Origin of the sequence: Streptomyces sp. NBC_01244 (assembly GCF_035987325.1) — a bacterium.
In the GTDB taxonomy this organism is placed as follows: Bacteria; Actinomycetota; Actinomycetes; order Streptomycetales; family Streptomycetaceae; genus Streptomyces.
Genome location: NZ_CP108488.1, coordinates 6,666,479 through 6,691,020, shown reverse-complemented (window position 1 = coordinate 6,691,020; position 24,542 = coordinate 6,666,479). Strand labels below are relative to the sequence as shown.

General features: G+C 71.3%; 20 protein-coding genes. 5 read left to right on the top strand and 15 right to left on the bottom strand.

What is annotated here, in order from left to right:
• Nucleotides 1-383: 383 nt before the first annotated feature.
• The gene (gene nsdA / locus OG247_RS30210; RefSeq protein WP_327257691.1) at nucleotides 384-1,817 is read right to left on the bottom strand and encodes a transcriptional repressor NsdA; all 1,434 of its coding nucleotides are present in this window, start codon (nucleotides 1,815-1,817) and stop codon (nucleotides 384-386) included.
• Nucleotides 1,818-2,303: 486 nt separating this feature from the next.
• Here nsdA and OG247_RS30205 point away from each other — a divergent pair, with 486 nt between their 5' ends.
• Complete coding sequence (locus OG247_RS30205; protein WP_327255147.1) at nucleotides 2,304-2,975, top strand: bifunctional DNA primase/polymerase; 672 nt, start codon at nucleotides 2,304-2,306, stop codon at nucleotides 2,973-2,975.
• A 108-nt stretch (nucleotides 2,976-3,083) separates the two neighbouring features.
• Here the strand turns inward: OG247_RS30205 and ftsY are convergent, their stop codons facing one another.
• Entirely contained in the window at nucleotides 3,084-4,307 is a 1,224-nt protein-coding gene (gene ftsY, locus OG247_RS30200; RefSeq protein ID WP_327255146.1) for a signal recognition particle-docking protein FtsY, read from the bottom strand.
• Between the two features lie 148 nt (nucleotides 4,308-4,455).
• Here ftsY and OG247_RS30195 point away from each other — a divergent pair, with 148 nt between their 5' ends.
• Both OG247_RS30195 and OG247_RS30190 read left to right on the top strand, forming a co-directional pair.
• Complete coding sequence (locus OG247_RS30195; protein WP_327255145.1) at nucleotides 4,456-5,919, top strand: cytosine permease; 1,464 nt, start codon at nucleotides 4,456-4,458, stop codon at nucleotides 5,917-5,919.
• A 63-nt stretch (nucleotides 5,920-5,982) separates the two neighbouring features.
• The gene (locus tag OG247_RS30190; RefSeq protein WP_327255144.1) at nucleotides 5,983-6,969 is read left to right on the top strand and encodes an LLM class flavin-dependent oxidoreductase; all 987 of its coding nucleotides are present in this window, start codon (nucleotides 5,983-5,985) and stop codon (nucleotides 6,967-6,969) included.
• 45 nt (nucleotides 6,970-7,014) lie between these two features.
• Here the strand turns inward: OG247_RS30190 and OG247_RS30185 are convergent, their stop codons facing one another.
• The 4 genes from OG247_RS30185 to OG247_RS30170 form a co-directional block, all read right to left on the bottom strand.
• Entirely contained in the window at nucleotides 7,015-8,448 is a 1,434-nt protein-coding gene (locus OG247_RS30185) for a sugar porter family MFS transporter (RefSeq protein WP_327255143.1), read from the bottom strand.
• A gap of 301 nt (nucleotides 8,449-8,749) precedes the next feature.
• Nucleotides 8,750-12,655, bottom strand: coding sequence for an AAA family ATPase (locus OG247_RS30180; RefSeq protein ID WP_327255142.1), 3,906 nt, complete (start codon nucleotides 12,653-12,655; stop codon nucleotides 8,750-8,752).
• Nucleotides 12,656-12,883: 228 nt separating this feature from the next.
• Complete coding sequence (locus OG247_RS30175) at nucleotides 12,884-13,099, bottom strand: hypothetical protein (protein ID WP_030227372.1); 216 nt, start codon at nucleotides 13,097-13,099, stop codon at nucleotides 12,884-12,886.
• 367 nt (nucleotides 13,100-13,466) lie between these two features.
• Nucleotides 13,467-13,748 carry an acylphosphatase gene (locus OG247_RS30170; protein ID WP_254385759.1) on the bottom strand — a complete coding sequence of 94 codons (282 nt, stop codon included), beginning with the start codon at nucleotides 13,746-13,748 and terminating at the stop codon, nucleotides 13,467-13,469.
• A 147-nt stretch (nucleotides 13,749-13,895) separates the two neighbouring features.
• On the opposite strand from OG247_RS30170, the gene OG247_RS30165 reads away from it, so the two are divergent.
• Nucleotides 13,896-14,765 (top strand): CAP domain-containing protein, encoded by an 870-nt coding sequence (locus OG247_RS30165; RefSeq protein WP_327255141.1) that lies wholly within the window; start codon nucleotides 13,896-13,898, stop codon nucleotides 14,763-14,765.
• A 159-nt stretch (nucleotides 14,766-14,924) separates the two neighbouring features.
• Here the strand turns inward: OG247_RS30165 and OG247_RS30160 are convergent, their stop codons facing one another.
• The gene (locus tag OG247_RS30160; protein WP_327255140.1) at nucleotides 14,925-15,530 is read right to left on the bottom strand and encodes a flavodoxin family protein; all 606 of its coding nucleotides are present in this window, start codon (nucleotides 15,528-15,530) and stop codon (nucleotides 14,925-14,927) included.
• 130 nt (nucleotides 15,531-15,660) lie between these two features.
• Here OG247_RS30160 and OG247_RS30155 point away from each other — a divergent pair, with 130 nt between their 5' ends.
• Nucleotides 15,661-16,101, top strand: coding sequence for a winged helix-turn-helix transcriptional regulator (locus OG247_RS30155; protein ID WP_327255139.1), 441 nt, complete (start codon nucleotides 15,661-15,663; stop codon nucleotides 16,099-16,101).
• On the opposite strand, the gene mutM is transcribed toward OG247_RS30155, so the two are convergent.
• The 8 genes from mutM to OG247_RS30115 all read right to left on the bottom strand — a co-directional run bounded on the left by mutM (nucleotide 16,056) and on the right by OG247_RS30115 (nucleotide 24,516).
• Nucleotides 16,056-16,925 carry a bifunctional DNA-formamidopyrimidine glycosylase/DNA-(apurinic or apyrimidinic site) lyase gene (gene mutM, locus OG247_RS30150; protein ID WP_327255138.1) on the bottom strand — a complete coding sequence of 290 codons (870 nt, stop codon included), beginning with the start codon at nucleotides 16,923-16,925 and terminating at the stop codon, nucleotides 16,056-16,058. The two genes, OG247_RS30155 and mutM, sit on opposite strands and share 46 nt — an antisense overlap.
• 200 nt (nucleotides 16,926-17,125) lie before the next feature.
• The gene (gene rnc, locus OG247_RS30145; protein ID WP_327255137.1) at nucleotides 17,126-17,971 is read right to left on the bottom strand and encodes a ribonuclease III; all 846 of its coding nucleotides are present in this window, start codon (nucleotides 17,969-17,971) and stop codon (nucleotides 17,126-17,128) included.
• A 19-nt stretch (nucleotides 17,972-17,990) separates the two neighbouring features.
• Entirely contained in the window at nucleotides 17,991-18,164 is a 174-nt protein-coding gene (gene rpmF, locus OG247_RS30140) for a 50S ribosomal protein L32 (RefSeq protein ID WP_003965982.1), read from the bottom strand.
• A 2-nt stretch (nucleotides 18,165-18,166) separates the two neighbouring features.
• On the bottom strand, nucleotides 18,167-18,832 hold the full coding sequence (locus OG247_RS30135) for a YceD family protein (RefSeq protein WP_266904102.1): 666 nt from the start codon (nucleotides 18,830-18,832) through the stop codon (nucleotides 18,167-18,169).
• Nucleotides 18,833-18,966: 134 nt separating this feature from the next.
• Nucleotides 18,967-19,995 (bottom strand): cell division initiation protein, encoded by a 1,029-nt coding sequence (locus tag OG247_RS30130; RefSeq protein WP_327255136.1) that lies wholly within the window; start codon nucleotides 19,993-19,995, stop codon nucleotides 18,967-18,969.
• A gap of 116 nt (nucleotides 19,996-20,111) precedes the next feature.
• Nucleotides 20,112-20,591, bottom strand: coding sequence for a pantetheine-phosphate adenylyltransferase (gene coaD / locus OG247_RS30125; RefSeq protein ID WP_243337845.1), 480 nt, complete (start codon nucleotides 20,589-20,591; stop codon nucleotides 20,112-20,114).
• Between the two features lie 29 nt (nucleotides 20,592-20,620).
• Complete coding sequence (gene rsmD / locus OG247_RS30120) at nucleotides 20,621-21,199, bottom strand: 16S rRNA (guanine(966)-N(2))-methyltransferase RsmD (RefSeq protein ID WP_327255135.1); 579 nt, start codon at nucleotides 21,197-21,199, stop codon at nucleotides 20,621-20,623.
• A 62-nt stretch (nucleotides 21,200-21,261) separates the two neighbouring features.
• Nucleotides 21,262-24,516, bottom strand: coding sequence for a helicase-related protein (locus OG247_RS30115; protein WP_327255134.1), 3,255 nt, complete (start codon nucleotides 24,514-24,516; stop codon nucleotides 21,262-21,264).
• Nucleotides 24,517-24,542 lie beyond the last annotated feature (26 nt).

The window sequence follows — 24,542 nt, the reverse complement described above, 5'->3', positions numbered from 1 at the left end:
TCTCCTCGTCGTCGGTACGTTCGCGTGCGGGCGATCGTGAAAACCTGAGCGGCGCTGGTTCGTGAATCAGGCCTGAGGGTGTTCCGGCCCGGGGGCTGGCCGGTTATTGGCCCTGAGATTCGCGCAGGCCGGTTTCCGGCGGCGCCGCCAGGTGTTTCGCCCCGATGACGAAGGCGTCCGGCCTGTTACAGCCCGATGAACAGCCGCAACCATCAATTGAGCAACCACGACGGCGAGCAACCACGTCCGCGAGAGCGGCCGCGGTTTAGCGGCAAAGAACAGCCCGGCCGCGGCGATGACCCGGGGAACCTGGCTGGGGGAGCCTGATCGGGCTTCACGGGGTGACTGCCGCGGCCGGGGGCCTTGGGGCGGCCGGGTGGCCGTCAGACGGCCTCCGCGGCCTCGGGGAGGCGGGAGGCGAGGTGGTCGGTCAGCCGCACCACGTCCGCGACGTCGCCGTACTCACGCGCGGCGGTGTCGACGGTCTTGCGCAGCCGGGTGTTGACCCGTTCGGACCGCACCTTTCCCGCCACGTCGAGGGCGCGGCCGACGAGGACGGTGGCCTGCTCGGGCTCGCGCTGGAGCAGGTGCACGGTGGCCATGCCGATGAGGTTGAGGGCGTAGGAGCGCTGGTGTTCCTCGTCCTTCTCGAAGAGCTCGACGGCGCGCTCCATGACCGGTTCGGCGAGGGAGGCGTACATGGGGCTGCGGCCCGCGACGTAGGCCAGGTCCCGGTAGGAATGGGAGTTCTCGCCGTTGAGCTCGGCCTCGGAGAAGAACCGGATCCAGTCGGGCTCGGGCTCGGAGTCGAAGCCGACGTCGGAGAAGGTGTCCTCGGCCATCCGCACGGCCCGCTTGCAGCGGCTGGGCTGGCCCATGTTGGCGTAGGCGCGGGCCTCCATCGCATACAGCATGGCCTGGGTACGGGGACCCGCGCAGTCGCGGCTGCCGTACTGGGCCAGGTGGATGAGCTCCAGGGCGTCCTCGGGGCGGCCCAGGTGGATCATCTGGCGGCTCATGCTGGAGAGGATGTACGAGCCCAGGGGCTTGTCCCCGCCCTCCTTGGCCGCGTGCAGCGCGAGGACGAAGTACTTCTGCGCGGTGGGGTGCAGGCCGATGTCGTAGCTCATCCAGCCGGCGAGCTCGGCGAGTTCGGCGGCGACCTTGAAGAGCCGCTTCGTGACCGGGGCCGGGTGGTTCTCCTGGAGCAGGTCGGTGACCTCGTGGAGCTGGCCCACGACGGCCTTGCGGCGCAGTCCGCCGCCGCACTGGGCGTCCCACTGGCGGAACATCACGGTGGTGGCTTCGAGGAGGTCCACCTCGGGCTCGGAGAGCCGGGGCGGCCGGTGGCCGCTCAGGGCGCCCGCCGGCCCCGCCTCCCGGGGTCCCGGGTCGGCGGCCGGAACCGGTACGAGCCAGCGCTGCATGGGCTCGATGAGGGCGGGGCCGGCGGACAGGGCGAGCGAGGTCCCGAGGAAGCCGCGGCGGGCCAGCATCAGGTCGCTGCGGGAGAACTCGCCGAGCAGCTCGATGGTCTGCGGGCCGGCCCAGGGCAGGTCGACGCCGGACACGGAGGGGGTCTGGTGGGCGGTGCGCAGGCCGAGGTGCTCGATGGCGACGACGGAGCCGAAGCGCTCGGAGAACAGCTCGGACAGGATCCGCGGGACGGGCTCGCGGGGCTGTTCGCCGTCGAGCCAGCGGCGGACCCGCGAGGTGTCGGTGCTGATGTGGTGGGCGCCCATCTGGCGGGCGCGGCGGTTGACCTGGCGGGCGAGCTCGCCCTTGGACCAGCCGCTGCGGACGAACCAGGACGTCAGCTGCTCGTTGCGGACGGTGGCGTCCTGCGGGCAGTCCTGTGCGGCATCCCGCGCGGAGTCCCGGTCCGGCGTGCCGGCGGGCGACACGTCGGGCTCCGCACTCGTTCCGCTTGCGCCGTTGCCGCTCACTGGAACGCCCCCATCCGTCAGCCTCTTCAACACGAAACCCAGTCGGGAAACGGTCTTCACAGGTCCTTCACGCCATGCCTCCGGCATACCCGCGAACACGTCTTCTCTTCGCGCTTCGTGCACCGAAAGTAATCCTACGATCACCCCTTCGGCGAGGTCGATCCCGGAAACGCCACCATTCGCCACCCCTTCGAATGAACTCGCCACCCGCCAGGCGCGATTCACTTGACACGAAGGCGGAACCGATCGGTTGGACAGGAGTGCGCCGGGGCGCGCGCGGCGAGAAGTGCGCCGGGCATCCGGTCCGGCCTACGTCGTAACCACCGGCACGTCCGACCCGTTGGAGGGGGCATGGGCATGGGCTTCACGATCGGCGGCAGCCGCGGCACCAAGGAGTTCCGTTCCGGCGCTCGGCGCCGCGGCCGGACGTCGGAGTGCACGACGGTGGCGGAGTACACCGGACTCTGGGGCTGGGACGTGGTCCCCGGCGCCCGTGCCGCGGGGCCCGCCCGCGACTGCTCCTGCGGTCATACGAGTTGTGGTGCGCCGGGGGCGCATCCGCTGGCCCTCGCTCCGACCGTCCCGGCCGGCGCCACCCTCGACGAGGTCACCGAGACCTGGAGCGGGTACCCGGGAGCCGCGGTCCTGCTCCCCGTCGGCCGCTCCTTCGACGTCATCGAGGTCGCCGAGGAGGCCGGGCGGCGCGCGCTGGTCCGGCTGGAGCGGATGGGGCTGCCGCTCGGCCCGGTGACCGCGACCCCGGACGGCCGGGCCCAGTTCTTCGTCGCCCCGGGGGCGGCGGCCGAGCTGCCGCAGCTGCTGTACCGGATGGGCTGGGACGACGCCGGTCTCGATCTGCGCGCACTGGGCCAGGGCTCCTACGTCACCGCCCCGCCCTCGGACTTCGCGGGCCTCGGCCCGGTCGGCTGGATGCGCCCGCCGGCCCTGGACTCGGCCGGGGACCCCCCGCAGGCCCGCCTGCTGCTGGGCACCCTCGCCTACCTCTGCCACCGGCTGCGCCGCTCATAGCTCCTCGCACGGCTCCCCTCCCTGCTCCGCCCATGGCTCCGCACATGGCAGTGCCCCCGGGTCCTGGGGACCCGGGGGCACTGGCCGGCGTAGGAGCGTCGGGGGCGGTCAGTCGCCGATCAGGGCGTCGACGAAGGCCTCCGGCTCGAAGGGCGCCAGGTCGTCCGCACCCTCACCGAGGCCGATGAGCTTGACCGGGACGCCGAGCTCGCGCTGGACGGCGATGACGATGCCGCCCTTGGCGGTGCCGTCGAGCTTGGTCAGCACGATGCCGGTGATGTCCACGACCTCCGCGAAGACGCGGGCCTGGGTCAGGCCGTTCTGCCCGGTGGTGGCGTCCAGGACCAGCAGGATCTCGTCGAGCGGGCCGTGCTTCTCCACGACGCGCTTGACCTTGCCGAGCTCGTCCATCAGACCGGTCTTGGTGTGCAGACGGCCCGCCGTGTCGATGAGCACCACGTCGGCGCCCTCGGCGATGCCCTCCTTGACCGCGTCGTAGGCGATCGAGGCCGGGTCGCCGCCCTCGGGGCCGCGCACGGTGCGCGCCCCGACCCGGTCGCCCCAGGTCTGGAGCTGGTCGGCGGCGGCGGCGCGGAAGGTGTCCGCCGCACCGAGCACGACGCTGCGGCCGTCGGCGACGAGCACGCGGGCGAGCTTGCCGGTGGTGGTGGTCTTGCCGGTGCCGTTCACGCCGACGACCATGATCACGGCGGGGGTGTCCACGCCGCTCTCGGTCTTCACCGCGCGGTCGAAGTCGGTGCCGAGGAGCGTGACCAGCTCCTCCTTCAGCAGGGCGCGCAGATCGGCGGGGGTACGGGTGCCGAGCACCTTGACCCGCTCGCGGAGCCGGTCCACCAGCTCCTGGGTCGGCGCGACACCCACGTCGGCGATGAGGAGGGTCTCCTCGATCTCCTCCCAGGTGTCCTCGTCGAGGTGCTCGCGGGAGAGCAGCGTGAGCAGCCCCTTGCCGAGCGTGTTCTGCGACCGGGCGAGGCGGGCGCGCAGCCGGACCAGGCGGCCGGCGGTGGGCTCGGGCACCTCGATCTCGGGGGCGGGCGGGGCCTCGACGACCGGGTCCTCGACCGCGACCGGCGATTCGAGGGCGGCCTCCGCGTCGGGGAGGGCGACCTCCTCGATCGTGCGGCGCGGTTCTTCCGCCGTCGGTGCGGCGTCCTCCCCCACCTGCGGTTCGGCGGGCGGGGCAGTGATGGTCGGCGTGCTGGGCGGGGCCGTGGGGGGCAGCTGCTTCTTCTTGCGGCTGCTGACCACGAGCCCGCTGATCGCACCGACCGCGACCAGGGCGATGACTACGGCAAGGATGAGGATTTCCATAACGCGTCCAGTATCGGCCACGCGCACGCCGGGGCGGGGACCCTGGAGGTTCATACCAGGCCGTAAGCCTCTGTTTGTGGTTTTTGCGGCAAATCTACGATGATGAGCAGCCCCCCATCACGCCCCGCCTCCCCCACGGAGTACACGTATGCCTGCCGAGACCGCCGTCGAGTCGCGCGGCCTGGAGCCCGTCCCGGACGCCGAGCGCCGCGGCCGGGTCCGCGAGCTCGTCCCGACCTGGGTCGCCGCCAACATCAGCGTGCTGCTGCTGACCATGGGCGCCGGTCTCGTCATCTTCAACAAGCTGAACATCTGGCAGGTGCTCGTCGTCGCGATCGCCGCGCCCGTCGTCTCCTACGGGATCGTCGGACTCATATCCATCGCGGGCAAGCGCGGCGGAGCCCCCGGCATGGCGCTCTCCCGGGCCGTCTTCGGCCAGCGCGGCAACCTCTTCCCCGGCGCGCTGATCTGGGTCGCCCGCTGGGGCTGGGAGACCATCAACGCGGTCAGCGGCGCCTACGCCGTCCTGACCGTCCTCGACCTGGTCTTCGGGATCAAGAAGAACACCGCGCTGATCGTCGTCACCCTGCTCTTCTTCGTCGGCTGCACCTTCCTGGTCTCCGGCCTCGGCATCAACGCGCTGCGCGTCTGCTCCAAGTGGTCCACGTACCTCTTCGGCACCTTCAGCGTGCTGTTGCTGGGCTACCTGATCGCCGAGACCGACTGGTCCGCCGTCTTCGCCAAGCCCGCCGGCTCCACCGCGATGATGATCGCGGGCATCGGCACCATCGCGGCCGGCGGCATCAGCTGGGTCCCGTCCGGCCCGGACTTCACCCGCTACCTGCCCCGCACCGCCTCCGCGAGGGGCATGGTCGGCGCGACCATCGGCGGCGCGGCCGTCGTCGTGATCCCGATGGTGCTCATGGGCGCGGTGATGGCCGTCGCCACTCCCGACCTGGCCACCGCGCAGGACCCGGTGTCCTTCATCGGCGAACTGCTGCCGACCTGGATCGCGGTCCCGTACCTGCTGATCGCGCTCGTCGGCATGCTGCTCATCAACTCGATGTCCATGTACTCGGCGGGCTTCACCGCCCAGACCCTCGGCATCAAGGTCCCGCGCGCGGCGGCGGTCAGCGTCAACGCCGTCATCAGCCTGGTCTTCGGCTTCCTGCTGATGGTGGTCGCGACCAGCTTCTTCGGTTCGTTCATCTCCTTCCTGACCCTGCTGGCCGTGGCCTTCTCCGCGTGGATCGGCGTCTTCGGCGTGGACATGCTGCGCCGCACCACCTACGACGGGGCCGCACTGCTGGACACCACGCGCAGCAGCGCGTACTGGTACCGGGGCGGTTTCGCCTGGCAGGCCATGACCGCCTGGGGCCTGGCCCTGGTGGTGGGCCTGCTGTTCACGAAGGTCGACTGGTTCAGCGGCCCGCTGGCCACCACCTGGATCGGGCAGAACGGCCTGGGCTGGGTGGCGGGCATCGTCACCTCGGCCGTCCTGTACGCGGCCCTGCCGCGCACCCCGGCGGCGCCGCAGGCCGCGGAGGCCGTCCCGGAGGCCGCGGAGGCCGCGGCGCAGGAGCCGGCCCCCGCCGGATCCCTGTCCAACTGACGCCACGTCAGCTAACGTCCCCCTTCGCCCGCCCACCCACCTCCGGCGAAGGGGGACTTCTCCATGCCCATCACCGTGGCCCGGTTCAACCTCATCGACCCGAACGGCACCCCGGAAACCCTCTCCGCCCGCTACAAGGCCGCGCTGGAGATGGCGAAGTACGCGGACGACCGCGGGATCGACACCATCCAGACCGAGGAGCACCACGGCACCGACAACAACTGGCTGCCCTCCCCCTTCGCCTTCGCGGGCGCGGTCTTCGGCGCCACCCGCCGGATCGCGGTCACCGTCTCGGCGATCATCGGCCCGCTGTACGACCCCCTGAAGGTGGCCGAGGACATCGCCGTACTGGACCTGCTCAGCGGCGGCCGCCTCGTCACGGTGGCCGGCATCGGCTACCGGCCCGAGGAGTACGAGCAGCACGGCGTGGAGTGGGGCCGGCGCGGCAAGCTCCAGGACGAGCTGCTGGAGACCCTGCTGAAGGCGTGGACCGGCGAGCCGTTCGAGTTCCGCGGCCGTACCGTACGGGTCACCCCGCGGCCCTTCACCCAGCCGCACCCGCTGCTCCTGGTCGGCGGCAGCTCGGAGGCGGCGGCCCGCCGGGCGGCCCGCCTGGGGCTGCCGTTCTTCCCGAGCGCGCACCTGCCCGAGCTGGAGGCGTACTACAACGCGAAGCTCGCGGAGTACGGCACGGAGGGCTTCTGCATGATGCCGGCGGCCGAGACCCCGCTGCTGCACATCGCGGAGGACCCGGACCGGGCGTGGGACCAGTACGGCGAGCGCTTCCTGCACGAGGCCGGGATGTACGCCTCCTGGCAGTCCAAGGACATCCGCAGCGCGGTGCGGTCGGGCGCGACCACCGTGGCGGAGCTGCGCGCCGAGGGGGTGTACCGCATCCTGACCCCGGACGAGGCGGTCGCGTACGCCCGCGGCGCCGGCGAGGCGGGAAACCTGGTGCTGCACCCGCTGTGCGGCGGGATGCCCGTGGACGAGGGCTGGCGGAGCCTGCAGCTCCTGTGCGAACAGGTACTGCCCCGCCTCAAGGACTGAGACGGGGCAGCGGCGCCCGGAGGAGAGGGGCTGTCGGCGGGATGGTCAGCCCATCTCCTCCAACGCCTTGCCCTTGGTCTCCGGCACCCATTTGAGGATGAACGGGATCGAGAGCACGGCGAAGACCGCGTAGATGACGTACGCACCGGACAGGTTCCAGTCCGAGAGCGTCGGGAACGAGACGGTGATGACCCAGTTGGCGATCCACTGGGCGGCGGCCGCCACGCCGAGGGCCGCGGCGCGGATGCGGCCGGGGAACATCTCGCCGAGCAGGACCCAGACCACCACGCCCCAGGACAGGGCGAAGAAGAGCACGAAGCAGTTGGCCGCGATGAGGGCCACGAGACCCTGGGCGTGCGGCAGGGCGATGTCGCCGCCGCTGGTGTCCTTGTACGAGAAGGCCCAGGCGGCGAGCGCGAGGGAGATCGCCATGCCCACGGACCCGATGAGCGCGAGGGGTTTGCGGCCGATGCGGTCCACGAAGACCATCGCGATCACCGTACCGACGATGTTCACGACCGAGGTCTCGAAGGAGTACAGGAACGAGGAGCTCGGGTCGATGCCGACCGACTGCCACAGCGAGGAGCTGTAGTAGAAGATCACGTTGATGCCGACGAGTTGCTGGAAGACGGAGAGGCCGATGCCGATCCAGACGATCGGCAGGAAGCCGAAACCGCCGCCGAGGAGGTCCTTGAAGGTGGACTTATGCTCCGAGTGGATGGCGCTGTCGATCTCGCGGACGCGGGCGTCGGCGTCGATGCCCTCGCCCTCGACCTCCCGCAGGACCGTCTTGGCCTTCTCCATGCGGCCGACCGATACGAGGAAGCGCGGGGACTCGGGGATGGCGAAGGAGAGCAGGCCGTAGAGCACGGCCGGAACCACCATGACGCCCAGCATCCACTGCCAGGCCTCCAGGCCGCCGATCTTGCCGCGCTGGTCGCCGTCGGCGAGGTTCAGGATGCCCCAGTTGACCAGCTGCGAGATGGCGATGCCGATGACGATGGCGGCCTGCTGGAAGGAGGCGAGCCTGCCCCGGTAGGCGGGCGGGGAGACCTCCGCGATGTAGGCGGGGCCGATCACCGAGGCCATGCCGATGCCGAAGCCGCCGATGACGCGCCAAACGGCCAGGTCCCAGAGGGCGAAGGGCAGGGCCGAGCCGATGGCGCTCGCGGTGAAGAGGACGGCGGCGATCTGCATGCAGCGGATCCGGCCGATCCGGTCGGCGATGCGGCCCGCGGTGGCCGCGCCGAGGGCGCAGCCGATCAGAGCGGCGGCGATCACCTGGGCGAGGGTCGCCGAGCCGACGTCGAAGCGGTCGCGGATGGCCTCGACGGCGCCGTTGATGACGGAGCTGTCGTAACCGAAGAGGAACCCGCCCATCGCGGCGGCCGCGGTGATGAAGATGACGTGCCCGAGGTGGTCGGGCTGCGACACGTGGCCGCCGCCCGGATCCTGGGGCCGCGTCGTGCTGCTGCTCAAGGTGCGCTCCTGCGTGCCGGCTGCGGTGACGGGCTGAGGGTGTGATCCCTCCCAGTGGCGCACAGGTCAAGATCGCGCACCATCCGGAAGGGCCATCGGTGGCGCGCCTGCCCCGGACGGGCCCGGCCACACCCCGCCCGGCCTCATCCGGACCCGCCTGACCTCATCCGACCCCGCCCGGACGCCCCGTCACACCCGGCCCCGCCCGGCCTCTTCCGGCCGTCCCGCCGCACCTGGCCCGCCCGACCTCTTCCGGCCGCCCCGCCGCACCCGCGCCGCCCCGCCGCACCCGGCCGTCCCGTCACCGCAGCCGCTGGCTGATGACCTTCGATACCCCGTCGCCCTGCATCGAGACCCCGTAGAGCGCGTCGGCGACCTCCATGGTCCGCTTCTGGTGCGTGATCACGATCAGCTGCGAGCTCTCCTGCAGCTCCTCCATGATCCGGATCAGCCGCTGGAGGTTGGTGTCGTCGAGCGCGGCCTCGACCTCGTCCATCACGTAGAACGGGCTGGGCCGCGCCTTGAAGATGGAGACCAGCAGCGCCACAGCGGTCAGCGAGCGCTCGCCGCCCGAGAGCAGCGACAGCCGCTTGACCTTCTTGCCCGGCGGCCGGGCCTCGACATCCACGCCCGTGGTGAGCATGTTGTCCGGATCCGTCAGGATCAGCCGGCCCTCGCCGCCGGGGAACAGCCGCGAGAACACCCCCTCGAACTGGCGGGCCGTATCCCGGTAGGCCTCCGTGAAGACCTGCTCGACCCGCTCGTCGACCTCCTTCACGACCTGCAGGAGGTCGGCTCTGGTCTTACGCAGGTCCTCCAGCTGCTCGCTGAGGAACTTGTGCCGCTCCTCCAGCGCCGCGAACTCCTCGAGCGCCAGCGGATTGACCTTGCCGAGCTGCTGGTAGGCCCGCTCGGCCGCCTTCAGCCGCTTCTCCTGCCGCGCGCGTACGAAGGGCTCCGGCCCGGCCTCCCCCTCCCCGGCGTCCCGGTCCTCCCCGTCCGCGGACGGGCTCGGCGGCACCGGCTGGTCGGGCCCGTACTCGGCGACGAGCCCCTGGGCCGCCATCCCGAACTCCTCCAGCGCACGGCTCTCCACCTGCTCGATCCGCATGCGCTTCTCGGCGCCGAGCACCTCGCCCCGGTGCACGGAGTCCGTCAGCTTGTCGAGCTCGCCCTTCAGGCCGCGGCCCAGGCCCCGGGCCTCGTCGAGCTCGCGCTCCCGCACGCCCTTCGCGTACTCGGCCGACGTGCGCTCCCCGACGGCGCGGGTCAGCGACACCTCGATGTGCGCGAGCAGCTGGCGGGCTCCGGCGGCGACGGCCGCGGCCACCTGCGCCTCGTACCGCAGCCGTTCCCGGCGGCGCTCGGCCCTGGCACGGGCCTCCCGCTCGGCCCTGGCCCCGCGGTCGAGGGAATCGGCCCGGCCCGCGAGCCCCTTCACCCGCTCCTCGTGGGTCCTGAGCTGCAGCCGGGCCTCCATCTCGGTCTGCCGCGCGTTCGCCCCGTCGGCCGCGAGCCGGTCCCTGCACGAGGTGTCCGGCTCCTCCTCCGCGGGCATGTCTTCGGCGACAGCGAGCCGTTCCGCGCACTCCTCCACGTCGGCCAGCGCCTGCTCCAGCGCGTCCTGCGCCGTGGCCGCGGCCACGGCGGCACGCTCGGCTTCGCCCAGCGCCCCCTTCGCCTGCCCTGCGAGCCGCCCGAGCTGCTGCGCGACCCCGGCCCGGGCCCGCTCGGCGGCCCGCCGGAGCTCCCCGAGCTCCTCGACCCGGGCCCCGGCCGCCACCCGGCGCGCATCGGCGGCCGCCTTCTCACCCGCCAGCACCAGACACCGGCCGTCCAGCCGGGCCAGCTCCGCGGCCGCCTCGTCGACGGCGGCCCGCACCTCGATCAGGCTCGGCACCCCGGCGGACCCGCCGTGCGCGAGGTGCGCCCCGAGCACGTCCCCCTCGGCGGTCACTGCCAGCAGCTCGGGTCGCGCGGCCACCAGCGCCTCGGCCTCATCGAGCCCCTCGACCACCACGAAGTCCCGCAACACCCAGGCCACGGCCCGCACCACCTCGGCCTCCCCCTGCACGAGCCCCGCAGCGGGCACCATCTCCCCCACCCGCACCGACCCCACGGAACCCGGCCCCGCCGACACCGGCGCCACGGCACCCGGCGCACCCGGGCTCGCCGACACCGGACCCGGCACACTCGGCCTCGCCGGCGTTTGAGGCGCGGGGTCCGGGGCGGAGCCCCGGTTCCGGGAAGGGGCGGGGTGGGGGAAAGCCGCCCCGGCCCCGACCCCACCGGCCGAACCTGCCGAATCGGCCCCGGAAACCTGCTCCCGACCCCCGGAGCCAACACCGCTTCCCGGCCCCGAGCCCCGGGCCGAGTCCAAGGCCTGGGTCTGGGTCTGGGTCTGGGTCTGGGCCTGGGCCTGGCCCGGGACCCCGATGCCCGCCGGACCTCCGGAGGCGACCGCCCCCGGAGCGACGAGGAACGCGGCCCTCCCCGCCTCCCCGTCCCGCAGGTACCGGATCGCCCCGGCCGCCGCCGCCGTCGAGGTGACGGCCACCGCGTCCGCCGCCGCGCCCAGCGCCGCCGCCACAGCGACCTCGTACCCCGGGGTCACGGACAGCCGCTGCGCCGCCGGCCCCAGCAGTCCCTCCAGCCGCGCGGCGAGCAGTTCCGCCGTACCGTCCTTGCGGCGCAGCCCCATCGCCAGGGCATCCCGTCGCGCCGACACCGCCGCCCTCGAACGCTCCGCCGCCGCCAACGCGTCCCGGGTCTCCCCGAGTCCGGCTTCCGCCGCCGCCAGCTCGGCCCGTGCCGCCTCGTACTCCCCCGACGCGGAAGCCGAAGCAGAAGCGGATCCCGGAGCGGGAGCCGCCCCCGGGGACTCCTCCCCGACCTCCTCCGCCAGCGCCTCGTACTCCTCGCGCGCCTCCTCCGCCCGCGCCCGCGCCGCGTCCCGCGCCAGCACCAGCCGGTCGATCTCCGCCTGGGCCGCGCCCGCGCGGGAGCGGGCCGCGCCGAGCCGGCCCGTCAGCCGCGCCAGCGCCTCGCGCCGGTCGGCGATGGCCCGCGCCACGTCCCGCAGCCGCCGTTCCTCGTCGGCCAGCGAGCGCTCCAGGTCGGCCCGGTGGGCGACCGTGTCCTCCAGTGCCCGCGCGGCCGCCTCCAGCGCCGCCGTCAGCTCCGCCTCCTGCTCGCGGATCCGCGCGGCCTCCTTCTCCATCTCCTCCGGGTCCCGGCCCCGCCGCTCCTCCTCTGCCGGAGCCGAGGAGGAGGTGACCCGGGCGTCCGCCAGCGACACCGTCCCGCGGACGCGTTCGGCGAGCTGCGACAGCTCGTACCAGGTCTGCTGTGCCCGCTGGAGCCGCGGCGCGAGTTCGCGTACGGCCTCCTCCAGTTCGGATTCCCGCCGCACCGCCGCCGCGAGCTGTGCCTCGGCCGCCTCCTTGCGCTCCTTCAGGGCCGCCTCGTCCGCGATCTCCGCGTCGAGCGCGCCCTTGAGCGTCACGAGGTCGTCGGCGAGCAGCCGCAGTCGCGCGTCCCGCAGGTCCGCCTGGATCACGGCCGCCCGCCGGGCCACGGCCGCCTGCCGGCCCAGGGGCTTCAGCTGCCGCTGCAGCTCGTTGCCCAGGTCCTGCACGCGCGCGAGGTTGGCCTGCATCGCGTCCAGCTTCCGCAGCGCCTTCTCCTTGCGCTTGCGGTGCTTGAGCACCCCGGCCGCCTCCTCGATGAAGGCGCGGCGGCCCATCGGGTCGGCGTGCAGTACGGAGTCCAGCTGGCCCTGTCCGACGATGACGTGCATCTCGCGGCCGATGCCGGAGTCGGAGAGCAGTTCCTGGATGTCGAGGAGGCGGCAGGTGTCGCCGTTGATCTGGTACTCGCTGCTACCGCCGCGGAACATGATCCGCGTGATGGTGACCTCGGCGTACTCGATGGGCAGCGCGCCGTCGGAGTTGTCGATGGTGAGCGAGACCTCGGCGCGGCCGAGCGGAGGGCGTCCGGTCGTGCCGGCGAAGATGACGTCTTCCATCTTCCCGCCGCGCAGGGACTTGGCCCCTTGTTCGCCCATGACCCAGGAGAGCGCGTCCACCACATTGGACTTGCCGGAGCCGTTGGGGCCCACGACACAGGTGATGCCAGGCTCGAAGCGCAGGGTGGTTGCGGAGGCGAATGATTTGAAGCCACGCAGGGTCAGGGACTTGAGGTGCACGCCGCCGGACTCTACCTTTCACGTTCGGTTTCGCCCATGAAGGTGCAGGGCAGATCAGACGTTAAAGGAATGGGCCCCCCACCTGGCGCAACGCCGCCCGGCGGCCTTGTCCGAGGTGGGAAAGGCGGAAGGAAAGCAGAGAAGGGAAGAGCGGAAAGAAAGAAGGGACGCCGAAGCGTCCCTTGCAGATCATGCGGTTCTGTTGATCGAGCGACGAGGGAGCGCGGATCAGGTGAGCGCAGGCTCCGCCTGGGGTACGTCGAGGTCGATGCTGTCAAGCAACGAGTCTCCGTGCTGTGCGGCGGCCGCGTTCAGAGCGTCGTTTTCGGACTGGATTCGTCCGAGCTCGGACTCGAGGTCCTGGACGCGCTGCTGAAGCCGTCGCATCTCGGCGAGGAGTCGCGGGTCGGAACCGCCGACGTAACCGAGAAGCGCCTTTGCCATGATGGATGGTCCTCCACACTGAGTGACCGACCGAAGCGGTGTGGGTCGTGAGGGAATCGCACCCGCGGATGTCCGGCAGCGACTGTCAGTCACTGCATCGATCTTTCGCTGACACTGTGTACTGCCAGCACTGCCAAACAGCTCAGGATGCGCGGGGCTTCCAGCGTCTCACCAAAAAGTTTGACGGTCAACACGATCACGCCCCGTATCGGCGGGCATCCCGGCCCCCGCAAGGGGCGTGGAGATCATCCTCGTCTCCGAGCCTTCCACGGATCCACCGCGTCGGCAACGCGTCGGCGACGAATGCGCAGTTCCGACCGCATGCGGACCATCCGGCGATCTGTTCAGTGCATGATCAGTCGATCGCTCACCGGATCGCGAACCCGTCGTAGCCGCCGCGCGGCGTGCCCCAGATCTCTGTCACTCCGTCCACGTTCCCGGGCGTGTCGGCGCCGTGCAGCCATGCCAGGAGCCGGTGGCAATTCTCACGTTGACCTTCTGCCACCACCTGTACTCGCCCGTCGTCCAGGTTGAGCGCGAAGCCGGTCAGTCCGCCGATCTCCATGGCGTTGGCCCTGGTGAACCAGCGGAAGCCCACTCCCTGTACACGGCCGCGCACCCAGGCGGTCATCCGCACATCTTCATTCATGCGTGAACGCTAACCGGGCAAACAATTCCGGGTCACCTCACCCCCTGTCGCCATGGCGTACAGTCGCGCAGCAATGAGCTCACCCATTTGGGTGAGTAAAGGTTGATCTTGAACTGCTGAACCCGAACCTCAGGAAGGTGAGCCGCGATGGGACGCCACCGACTCCACGCCGCGCCGCGCCCCGGCGGCAAGCGCCGCGCCGCCCTGCGAGGCGGCCTGCTCGGCGCATCCGTGGCCGTCGCCCTCGGCACGGCGGCCGTCACCACGGGCGTCGTCCCGGTCGGCTCCTCCTTCCCCTACGTAGGGGTCACGGCCGCCGGCTCCGACGCGAAGACCGCGGAGGCCGAGGCCCAGGCCTCGCCGAGCCCCGAGAGCGCGCTGGAGCAGCAGGGCGGCCTCGCCAACCTCTCCGGCCGGGCCTCAGCGGGAGCGAGCACCCGCCCCTCTTCTTCCTCCCCCACCCCTTCCGCCTCTCCGTCCCCGTCGGCCAGCCCTTCCCCTTCCCCTTCCCCGTCCCCCTCCACGGAGCCGGCGAAGACCCCGCAGGCGAGCCCCACCCCGACCCCGGTGAAGCCGAAGCCTTCCGCACCGAAGACTTCCGCCCCCGCGGCCCCGGCGGTCCCGCCCACCTCGGCCGGCCACTCCGCAGAGGAGACGGCCGTACTCACCCTGGTGAACCAGGAGCGCGCACAGGCCGGCTGCGGTCCGGTCCGGGCGAACCCGCCGCTGGCGGGGCTGGCCGGAGCGTTCAGCAAGGACATGGCCGTCCGGGGCTTCTTCGACCACACGGACCCCGACGGCAACACCCCGTGGGACCGCGCCACCAAGGCCGGCATATCGGGGATGGGCGGCGAGAACATCGCCCGCGGCCAGGGCGACGCGGCGGCCGTGATGCGGGGCTGGATGAACAGCCCGGGCCACAAGGCCAACATCCTCAACTGCGAGTTCCGCACCCTGGGCGTCGGCATGTACAACGCCGCCGGCGGCCCCTGGTGGACCCAGGACTTCGGCTTCTGACAGCGGAAACGGGCGGGGGCACGGTCGCGCGCGGCGGATATCGCTGCGCCCGACCGTGCCCCCGCCCGTTTCTCCGTACCGTGCCCCTGCCGGGCGGGCAGCGCCCGGCGCCCGGGCCGTACGTCAGACCCGTCGGGTCCGTCGAGCCCGCCGGACCCGTCAGATGGACGCCAGGGCGGCGCGGCCGGCGAGCAGGACACGGGTCTGCTGGGTGACGCGGCCGCCGAGGTGCTCGGCGGTGGCGATGTCGGCCTTGTGGACGAACTCGGGACCCTGGTCACCGTTGGACTGGGCGGCGGCGCCGTCGAAGAAGCCCAGGCGGTTGATGTCGTTCTCGGAACCGGTGCTGGAGTTCCAGCCCGGCTTCAGGCCCAGGTTCACCCAGCTCATGCCGTGCTGCGAGGCCAGGGTCTGGAAGTAGTCGAGGGTGTTGCCCTTGTCGCCGGACTTGGAGCCGGAATTGGTGAAGCCCGCGGCGACCTTGTCCTGCCAGCCGCCCGCGAACCAGATCTTCGAGGTGGCCTCGGCGAAGACGTGGAAGGCGCCGGAGGCGGTGCCCATGTAGGTCGGAGCGCCGAAGACGATCGCGTCGGACGCGGTCAGGAGCTCCCACTGCGCGTCGTCGATCTCGTCGACCTTGATCAGGTGCACGGTCGCACCGGCGTCGAGGGCGCCGGCCTTGACGGCCTCGGCGATCACGGCGGTGTGGCCGTAGCCGGAGTGGTAGGCGATCGAGACGACAGGGGTGTAAGCGGCTGCAGACAAGGCGGGTCTCCCTCGGAAAACACCGTGGTGGGTACGGCGTTGCGCGGCGTGGCAACTACCCCGAGGAAAGCACTAACTTTTCGAAAGCGCAAGCTGGATGGCTGGCGCTGCGCAGTAGTAGGCTGAAATCATGCAGACTCCAGGGTGTGGCGAGGCCGGGGACGACGGCGCGCCCGAACAGGCCTCCGATGCCTTCGATGTGTTCGCTCGCGCGTGCCCGTCTCGCGAAACGCTGGAGCACGTCACGGGTCGCTGGGGCAGCCTCACGGTCGGTGCCCTGTCCAAGGGGCCGTGCCGTTTCAACGAGCTGCGCCGCCGCGTGGACGGCATAAGCGAGAAGATGCTCTCCCAGACCCTGCACGCGCTGGAGCGCGACGGCATCGTCAACCGGGAGGCCCAGCCGACCAACCCGCCCCGCGTCGACTACGAGCTGACCCCGTTCGGCGCCGAGGTCGCGCAGCGCGTGGACGCGCTCATCGGGCTGCTGGAGGGCAGCATGCCCGCGGTGCTCTCGTCCAGGTCCGCCTACGACGCCACGCGCGAAGGCCGCTGGCAGCGCGGGCAGAAGTAGCTCGACCGGTTCATCCAGGGCCGACGCCGCATCGGAGTGCCGCAGCGCCGGCAGGGCTCGTCCTCCCGCCCGTAGGCGTCGAGGGACCGGTCGAAGTAGCCGGACTCGCCGTTGACGTTGACGTAGAGGCTGTCGAAACTGGTGCCGCCGACGGCGAGGGCCTCGTTCATGACGTCACGGACATGGCCGAGGAGTTCCGTGCTCCGGGGGCGCGTGAGCGTGGCCGTGGGGCGCTCGTAGTGCAGCTTGGCGCGCCAGAGCGACTCGTCCGCGTAGATGTTGCCGACCCCGCTGATCAGCGACTGGTCGAGCAGCGCCCGCTTCACCGTGGTGCGCTTGGCACGCAGCGCCAGATGGTAGGCCGCCTCGTCGAACAGCGGGTCCAGCGGGTCCCGCGCGATGTGCGCGATGACGTCGGGCAGCCCGTCCCGGCTGTCGGGGACGCAGGGGTGCAGCGAGAGTCCGCCGAAGGTCCGCTGGTCGACGAAGCGCAGCTCGGTCCCGGCGTCGTCCCCGAACCGCACCCGGATGCGCAGGTGCTTCTCGTCGGGGGCCCCCTCGGGCTGCACGAGGAGCTGCCCGCTCATCCCGAGGTGCCCGAGGACGGAGTGCTCGCGCTCCTCCAGCGGCAGCCACAGGTACTTGCCGCGCCGCTGCGGCACCCCGAAGGTCTCCCCCGTGAGCCGCGCCGCGAAATCGGCGCCGCCGCCCTCGTGCCGGCGTACGGCGCGCGGATGCAGCACCTCGACGGCCGTGACGGTCCGCCCGGCCACCCAGCGTTCCAGCCCGCGCCGCACCACTTCGACCTCGGGCAGCTCGGGCACGGTGTTCCTCCGGAGGGTTCGGATCGGGCTCTCTCCCGCGAGCGTACCGACTTGCCCGCGGGGCCCGTCCCCCTCCCCGCCCTTCGCCCCGCCCCCAAGCTCTGCCCGGACCCGCGCCTCCAAGGCTCGCGCCCGGAAACGGGTCCGCCCCGCCTCCTGCCGGAGCAGGTGGCGGGGCGGGGAGTTCCCGGAAGAACGGATCAGGCTTCGGGCGCCGGGTCGGCGGGGGTCGTCGCCCCGTCGGCCTCGGCCGGAGCCGGAGCCTCGGTCCCGGCCGGAGCCTGGACCTCGGCCGGAGCGGCGCCGGACTCGGAGCCCGCCGCGGTACTGATACCGCGCCACGCGGACTCGGCCGCCTGCTGTTCCGCTTCCTTCTTGCTGCGTCCGACACCGGAGCCGTAGGAGATGCCACCGACGCGCGCGGCGGCGGTGAAGGTCTTCTCATGGTCCGGGCCGGTCTCGGTGACCAGGTATTCGGGAACGCCCAGTCCCTCGGCCGCCGTGAGCTCCTGGAGACTGGTCTTCCAGTCCAGGCCGGCACCGAGGTTCGAGGACTTCTCGATGAGCGGGTCGAAGAGCCGGTGAACCAGCTCCGAGGCCGCGTCGAGGCCCTGGTCGAGGTAGACCGCGCCGATCACCGCTTCAAGGGTGTCGGCGAGGATGGAGGCCTTGTCCCGGCCACCCGTGCCCTCTTCGCCCCGGCCGAGCCGGATGAAGGAGCCGAGTTGGAGGCCGCGGCTGACCTCCGCCAGTGCACGCGAGTTGACTACCGCGGCCCGCAGTTTGGCCAGTTGGCCTTCCGGCAGGTCGGGGTGGGTCGTGTACAGCGTGTCCGTGACCACCAGGCCCAGCACGGAGTCCCCGAGGAACTCCAGGCGTTCGTTGGTGGGCAGACCGCCGTTCTCGTACGCGTACGAGCGGTGGGTCAGCGCACGCACCAGAAGGGCGGACTCGAGTCGATACCCGAGCCGCCCTTCCAGAAGCACGTGGGACGAGGCCGCGTTGTTACTGACTGCCTGCTTCTCAGCGTTGGACAGCTCAGACATTGCGCCTCTCACCAGCCGCTCAGACCTCGAGGACCTGGCGCTTGTTGTAGGTGCCGCAGCTCGGGCACGCAATGTGCTGGAGCTTCGGCTCCTGGCAACGCTCACACGAAACCAGGGTGGGGACCGCAGCCTTCCACTGCGACCGGCGGTGGCGCGTGTTGCTGCGCGACATCTTCCGCTTCGGAACAGCCACGGCTACTTCTCCTGCTTCTCGGCGGCGCTCTGAACTCCGTCGGAGGCAGTGCCGCTCATATTGTCCTTCTCGACGCCCTGATCGGTGACGAGTCCCTGCAGTGCCGCCCAACGGATGTCGACGGCGTCATGGTGGTGGTCCGGGTCGTCGTTCAGGCTGAGCCCGCAATCGGGGCACAGTCCGAGACAGTCCTCCCGGCACACCGGCTGCAGTGGCAGTGCGAGCACCACCACATCGCGCAGCACGGATTCGAGGTCGAACAAACCGTCCTCGAGAAAGAGCGTGTCCTCGTCGTCCTCGGCGTCGTCGGCCGGCTCCGCCTTGGAGCGGATCCGGTCGTCGGCGTCAGGGTACGAGAACATCTCCTGGAAGTCCGCCTTGAGCTCACACTCGACGGCCTCCAGACACCTTACGCATTCCCCGGTTGCCGAGCCACGGGCGGTGCCTGTGACAAGCACCCCTTCCATGACCGACTCCAGACGGAGCTTGAGGTTCAGCCGGCTGCCTTCCGGCACTCCGATGACACCGGCGAGACCGAGGTCCGCCGGTGCCGCGATCTCGCGGGACAGCCGCAGCATGGCACCAGGACGCCGACCCAGCTCGTGCGTGTCGAACACGAGGGGGTTGCGGTGGTCGAGGTGGGTGTTCAGGGCTGTTCCCGCTTTCACAAAATCACTGGAGACTGCTGAAGATCAAGATTTCCGCCACTCAAGGGCAGCATGGATCGCGGTGCATACGCGCGACCGAAGAGCCAGGATACCCGCCGCTTCGCCCTGAGCCCAATCCAGGTGCGGAAGCGAACTCAGCGGCCCTGTTCGTACTGGCGCAGCTGGTCCAGGTTGATCATGCTCGTGTCGAAGAAGCTGGTCTCGTCGAGCGCCGCCTGCTGGTCCTGGGTCCCCTGCTGCGGCTGCTGGTAGCCGCCGTACGGGTCGGGCTGCTGCTCGTAGGAGACCGCGTACGGGTCCGGCTGCCGGCCCTGCTGCTGGTAGCCCGCGTACGGGTCCTGGTAGGCATAGGCGTCCTGCTGGACGGGCTGCTGGTAGGAGTACGCGTCGTACACCGGCTCCGGCTGGGCCTGCGCGGGGATCAGCGGCGCCTGCGGCTCGGCCAGCCCGGCCAGGAAGTCCGCGTCGCTCGAGGAGCGCGACTGCTGGTGCCCCGCCGCGTCCTGGGCGGCCATGTGCGCGCCGAGGTCGTCGGTGGCCACGCGGCCCAGCAGCTTCTGCCGGCCCCGGCCGACGGCCTCCAGGGTCTTGGAGAGCACCGCTTCGAAGGTCGCCAGCTTGGTGTCCACGTACGCGTCCGCCTGCTGCCGCTGCGTCTCGGGGTCGTGGCTGCGCTCGGGCGCTTCGGCGTCGGGGTATCCCTGCTCGTCGAGCCCGGCACCCCGGCCGAGCAGCTTCTCGCGGCCCCGGTCCACCGAGCCGATGGTCTTGGTGAGCACGACCTCGAAGTTCGCGAGCTTGCTGTCGACGTAGTCGTCGGCCTCGGCCTTGACCTCGTCCGCCTCCCGACGGGCCTCCGCCAGGATCCGGTCCGCCTCGTCCTGGGAGCGCCGCGCGACCTCGGTGTCGGAGATCAGCGAACCGCGCTGGGCGTGCGCCGACTCGATGATCCGGTCGGCCTCGCGGCGGGCCTCCTCGACCATCTGCTCCCGGCCGCCGATGAGCTCCTGGGCCTGTGCGAGCGAACCCGGCAGGGCGCCCCGCACCTCTTCGAGGAGGGCGAGCAGCTCGGCGCGGTTGATCACGCACGAGGCCGACATGGGCATGGACCGGGCGCTGCCGACGGCCGCGACGATCTCGTCGAGCTTCTTCTGCACGTCCATGGGTGCTCGCACTCTCTCGGCCCCGGGCGGTTCCCGAGACGGACGGGACGACTGTAAGGCCACCGGCCCGGGAGCCGACACCGGCTGACTCCGAGTCAGGGCGCCGGCGGCCGCGGTCAGCGCCGGGGCAGGCGCTCCAGCAGCGCCGCGTGCACGTGTGCGGGCAGCAGGTGGGCCACGTCGCCACCCCAGGCCGCCACTTCCTTGACCAGGGAGGAGGACAGGAAGCTGTAGGTGGGGTTGGTCGGGACGAAGAGCGTCTCGACGCCCGACAGGCCCATGTTCATCTGGGCCATCTGCAGCTCGTAGTCGAAGTCGCTGACGGCGCGCAGACCCTTGACGATGGCCGGGATCTCGCGCTGCTTGCAGAAGTCGACGAGGAGCCCGTGGAAGGACTCGACCACGATGTTGCCGTAGCCGGCGGTCGCCTCGCGGATCAGCTCGATCCGCTCTTCGACGGTGAAGAGGCCCTGCTTGGACTGGTTGATCATCACGGCGACGTGGACCACGTCGTAGAGCCGCGAGGCCCTGCCGATGATGTCGAGGTGTCCGTTGGTGATGGGGTCGAACGACCCCGGACAGACGGCGCGGCGCAACTGCATTCCCTCGTTCCCGGGTGCGGGCTTCATGACTCTTCGCTGATGGAGGCGGCGCGACCGTACCAAAGGGTGCCCTCGCCGTACTTCCTGGAGCGCAGCGGCTCGAAGCCGTCCGGCCACGGGAAGGCTCCGCTGCGGGTCCTGCGCTCCACGGTGACGAGCGCGTCGTCGGTGAGCCAGCCATTGGACCGGAGTGTGAGGAGGATCTCGCACAGGTCGGCGTGCTCCACCTCGTACGGCGGGTCCAGGAAGACCATGTCGTACGGGTCCCCGTGCGCGGCGCCGGCCGCGATCTGCTCGGCCTTGCCGGACCGGAATTCGGCGCCGGGCAGGCCCACGGACGCGATGTTGTCCTTGATCGCCTTGGCGGCCTTGGCGTCGGGCTCGACCAGCAGCGCGTGGTCCGCGCCGCGGGAGAGCGCCTCCAGGCCGACGGCGCCGGAACCGGCGTAGAGGTCGAGGACGCGGGCCCCCTCGACTCCGTGCAGCGACTCCCAGGTGGAGAAGAGGCCTTCGCGCATCCGGTCCGAGGTGGGGCGGGTGCCGGTGCCGGGCGGTACGGCGAGGCGTCGCCCGCCGGCGGTTCCGGCGATCACGCGGGTCATCTGGGGTCCTTCGGTGAGCGGGGCGGAGGGTGGTGCAGGCCTTCAACGATAGGTCGTGCCCGTCACCCCTTCTCCAGGTACTGCTCCCGCTCGCTGTCCAGGAGCGCGTCCAGGGCGGTCCGAAGGCCCGGCAGCTGCGTGAGCTCGGGGTCCGCGGCGACCACGCGGGTGGCCTCCTCCCGGGCCTGGGTGATGACCTCCTCGTCCTCGATGACCGCGAGCATCCGCAGCGAGGAGCGCACGCCGGACTGGGCCTGCCCGAGCACGTCGCCCTCGCGGCGCTGCTCCAGGTCGATGCGGGAGAGCTCGAAGCCGTCCAGGGTGGCGGCGACTGCCGCGAGCCGGGCGCGGGCGGGGCTGGCCTCGTGCATCTCGCTGACCAGCAGGCACAGTCCGGGGGCGGAGCCGCGGCCGACGCGGCCGCGGAGCTGGTGGAGCTGGGAGACACCGAAGCGGTCCGCGTCCATGATCACCATGACGGTGGAGTTCGGGACGTTCACGCCGACCTCGATGACGGTGGTGGCGACCAGGACCTTGACCTCGCCCGCGGTGAAACGGCGCATGACGTCGTCCTTGTCGGCGGGGTCCATCCGCCCGTGCAGCACCTCGACGGACAGTCCGGCGAGGGGGCCGCGCGTGAGCTGCTCGGCGATCTCCAGCACCGCGAGCGGGGGCCTCTTGTCGCCGTCCTCCTCGGCCGCCGCCTTCTTCTTGGCCGCGGCCGACTTGGCTCCCTTGGCGCCCTTGCCGTTCTCGTCCTCCCCGTCGCCGATGCGCGGGCAGACCACGTACGCCTGGTGGCCGTTCTCCACTTCCTCGCGGACCCGCTCCCAGGCCCGGGCCAGGAAGTGCGGCTTGTCCTTGGCGGGCACCACGTGGGTGGCGATCGGGGAGCGGCCGGCGGGGAGCTGGTCCAGTACGGAGGTCTCCAGATCGCCGAAGACGGTCATGGCGACCGTGCGCGGGATCGGGGTGGCGGTCATGACGAGCAGGTGCGGGGGCTGCTTGCCCTTGGAGCGCAGGGCGTCGCGCTGTTCCACGCCGAAGCGGTGCTGTTCGTCGACGACGACCAGGCCGAGGTCGTGGAACTGCACCTTGTCCTCGATCAGCGCGTGCGTGCCGATCACGAGCCCGGCCTCGCCGGTGACCAGGTCGAGCAGTGCCCGGCGGCGGGCGGGCACCCCCATCGAACCGGTGAGCAGGACGACCTTGGTCCCCCGGTCGGAGCCGCCGAGCATGCCCCCCTCGGCGAGCTCGCCCATCATCTCGGTGATGGACCGGTGGTGCTGCTGCGCGAGCACCTCGGTGGGGGCGAGCATGGCGGCCTGCCCGCCGGAGTCGACGACGGCGAGCATGGCCCGCAGGGCGACCATCGTGTTGTGCGTGACGGTGAAGTTGTCGGTCACGTAGGCACGGCTCGGATGCTCGACGCTGATGCACTGGACAGGCTTGGCGCCAACGTGCTCCACCGCCCTGATACCGCGCCGGAAGGTGTGGTACTTCGGACTCGGTCGCATGTGTGCTGCCTTGCGCGACAGCCTGAACGGCTCGAACTCCTCAGGCAGGGCGACTGAGACGTTGAAGGCCGCCTCTGTGGGCAGCACCCGGGCACGTCCGCCGAGAGACCGCACGAGCCAGGCCACGTCCTGCGCCAGTCGGCGCGAGGCGGAGCAGAACGAAATGTTCATGCCGTCCGCGCGAAGCGTCCCGTCCGTGTCCAAGAGCCCTTGAAGGACCGCCAGGCGTTCCTTGACCGGTGCATTCTTGTAGACGTCCGGGACGAACGCGTGGTGGGCGGTCAGACCCCACAGCCCGAGGTCTCGAACTGCCTGGATGACGGGATTCCGCCGGGCGCCGCCCTCCGGCCCGCACATCCGGATCGTGTAGTCGCAACGGGAACCGGGAACGACAGCCACCTCGCAGTCCGGCGCCACCTCCGCCTTGACCGCGTCCAGGATCTCCGCGTCCGTGGTGGACAGCCGCAGGTCGTGCCGGAAGGACCCGTCACCGATGAGTACACCCATCAGGTACGGATCAAGTGGTCGGCCGTCGCCGCTCGCGAGGTCCACGGGTGCGGCTACCGGCAGGTACCACTTGGAAGATCCATTGGCCTCGTGCAGGTCCGACCGGATCTCCCTCGTGGTCATGACCTTGGGTTCCTGGCCCCGGTGCCATCCACAGCTGGTGCCGACGATCCACAAGTGTTCGTCGTCGCACTCGACCGCGCTGCCGTCCGAGAGCACCACACGCCACACCTCGCGCTCCCCCTGCGGGAAGACGCCCCCGACGACGGCGATCTCGCCGGTCGGCACCACCACCTCGTCCCCGACTTCGATCATGCCCATCGGCCGGAACCCCATGGGTGTCAGGACTTGGGCGTCGAGCGGCTGAGCCTTGCCCGAGCCCACTTCGCCCTGGAGGAGGCGGTGCATGGGGTGGTCGGTGGCGAGGTCGTCGAAGATCTCCTTCGAGACGGTCCGCTGGCCTTCGGTGAGGGTGAAGGGGAGCTTGGCGTCGAAGGACTCGAGGAGGCCGCCGGGGGTGGGGCGGCGGGGTACGGCCGGGAGCTGGGAGTCGGCGTGCCGGCGGCGGGCCAGCGCGACCTGGAGGACGAAGGCCTCGTCCCACTTGAGGCGGCCGCGGGCGTCCTCGATGTCGGCCTTGGTGACCGGACGGTGGATCTTCAGCAGGGCCTCGGTGAGCGGGACCAGTCCACGGTCCTCGCGCAGGGCGGGTGGCAGCGGGTCCACGACCTCCTGGGCCCTGGGGAGCACCGCGTCCACGCACTTGGCGATCTTCCAGGACTCCAGCTTCGCGCAGGCCGGGTAGATCGGGATGAGCTGGCTCGCGAAGGCGGCGGCCGCGTCCCGGTCGGAGGCGTCCTCGCCGAGCGGCTCGTAGGCGGGGTGGGCGAGCTGGAGCTTGTGGTTGAACATCCCGACCTTGCCCGCGAACATCGCGCGGCTGCCGGGCAGCAGTTCCTTGTGCGGTTTGTGGACGCCCGACCCGAAGAAGACGAGCTGGAGCCGTCCGCTGCCGTCGGTGATGGTGACTTCGAGGCGCTTTCCACCGCCCCGGCTGCCCTGGTACGTCAGCAGGCGGGCGTCGGCGACCTGGGCGACCACCGTGACGTGCTCGTCGATCTGGTCGGCGAGTTCGGCCAGCGAGGTCAGCTCGCCGCGCTCCGCGTACCGCCGGGGGTAGTGGTGGAGCAGGTCCAGGGCCGTGTGCAGGCCGAGCTGCTCGGCCAGCACCTTCGCGGTGGCGGGGCCGAGGGTCTTCTTGAGGTCTTCGTCGAGCGCGGGCACGTGTTCCATTGCACACCATCGCGCTGACAACCCGG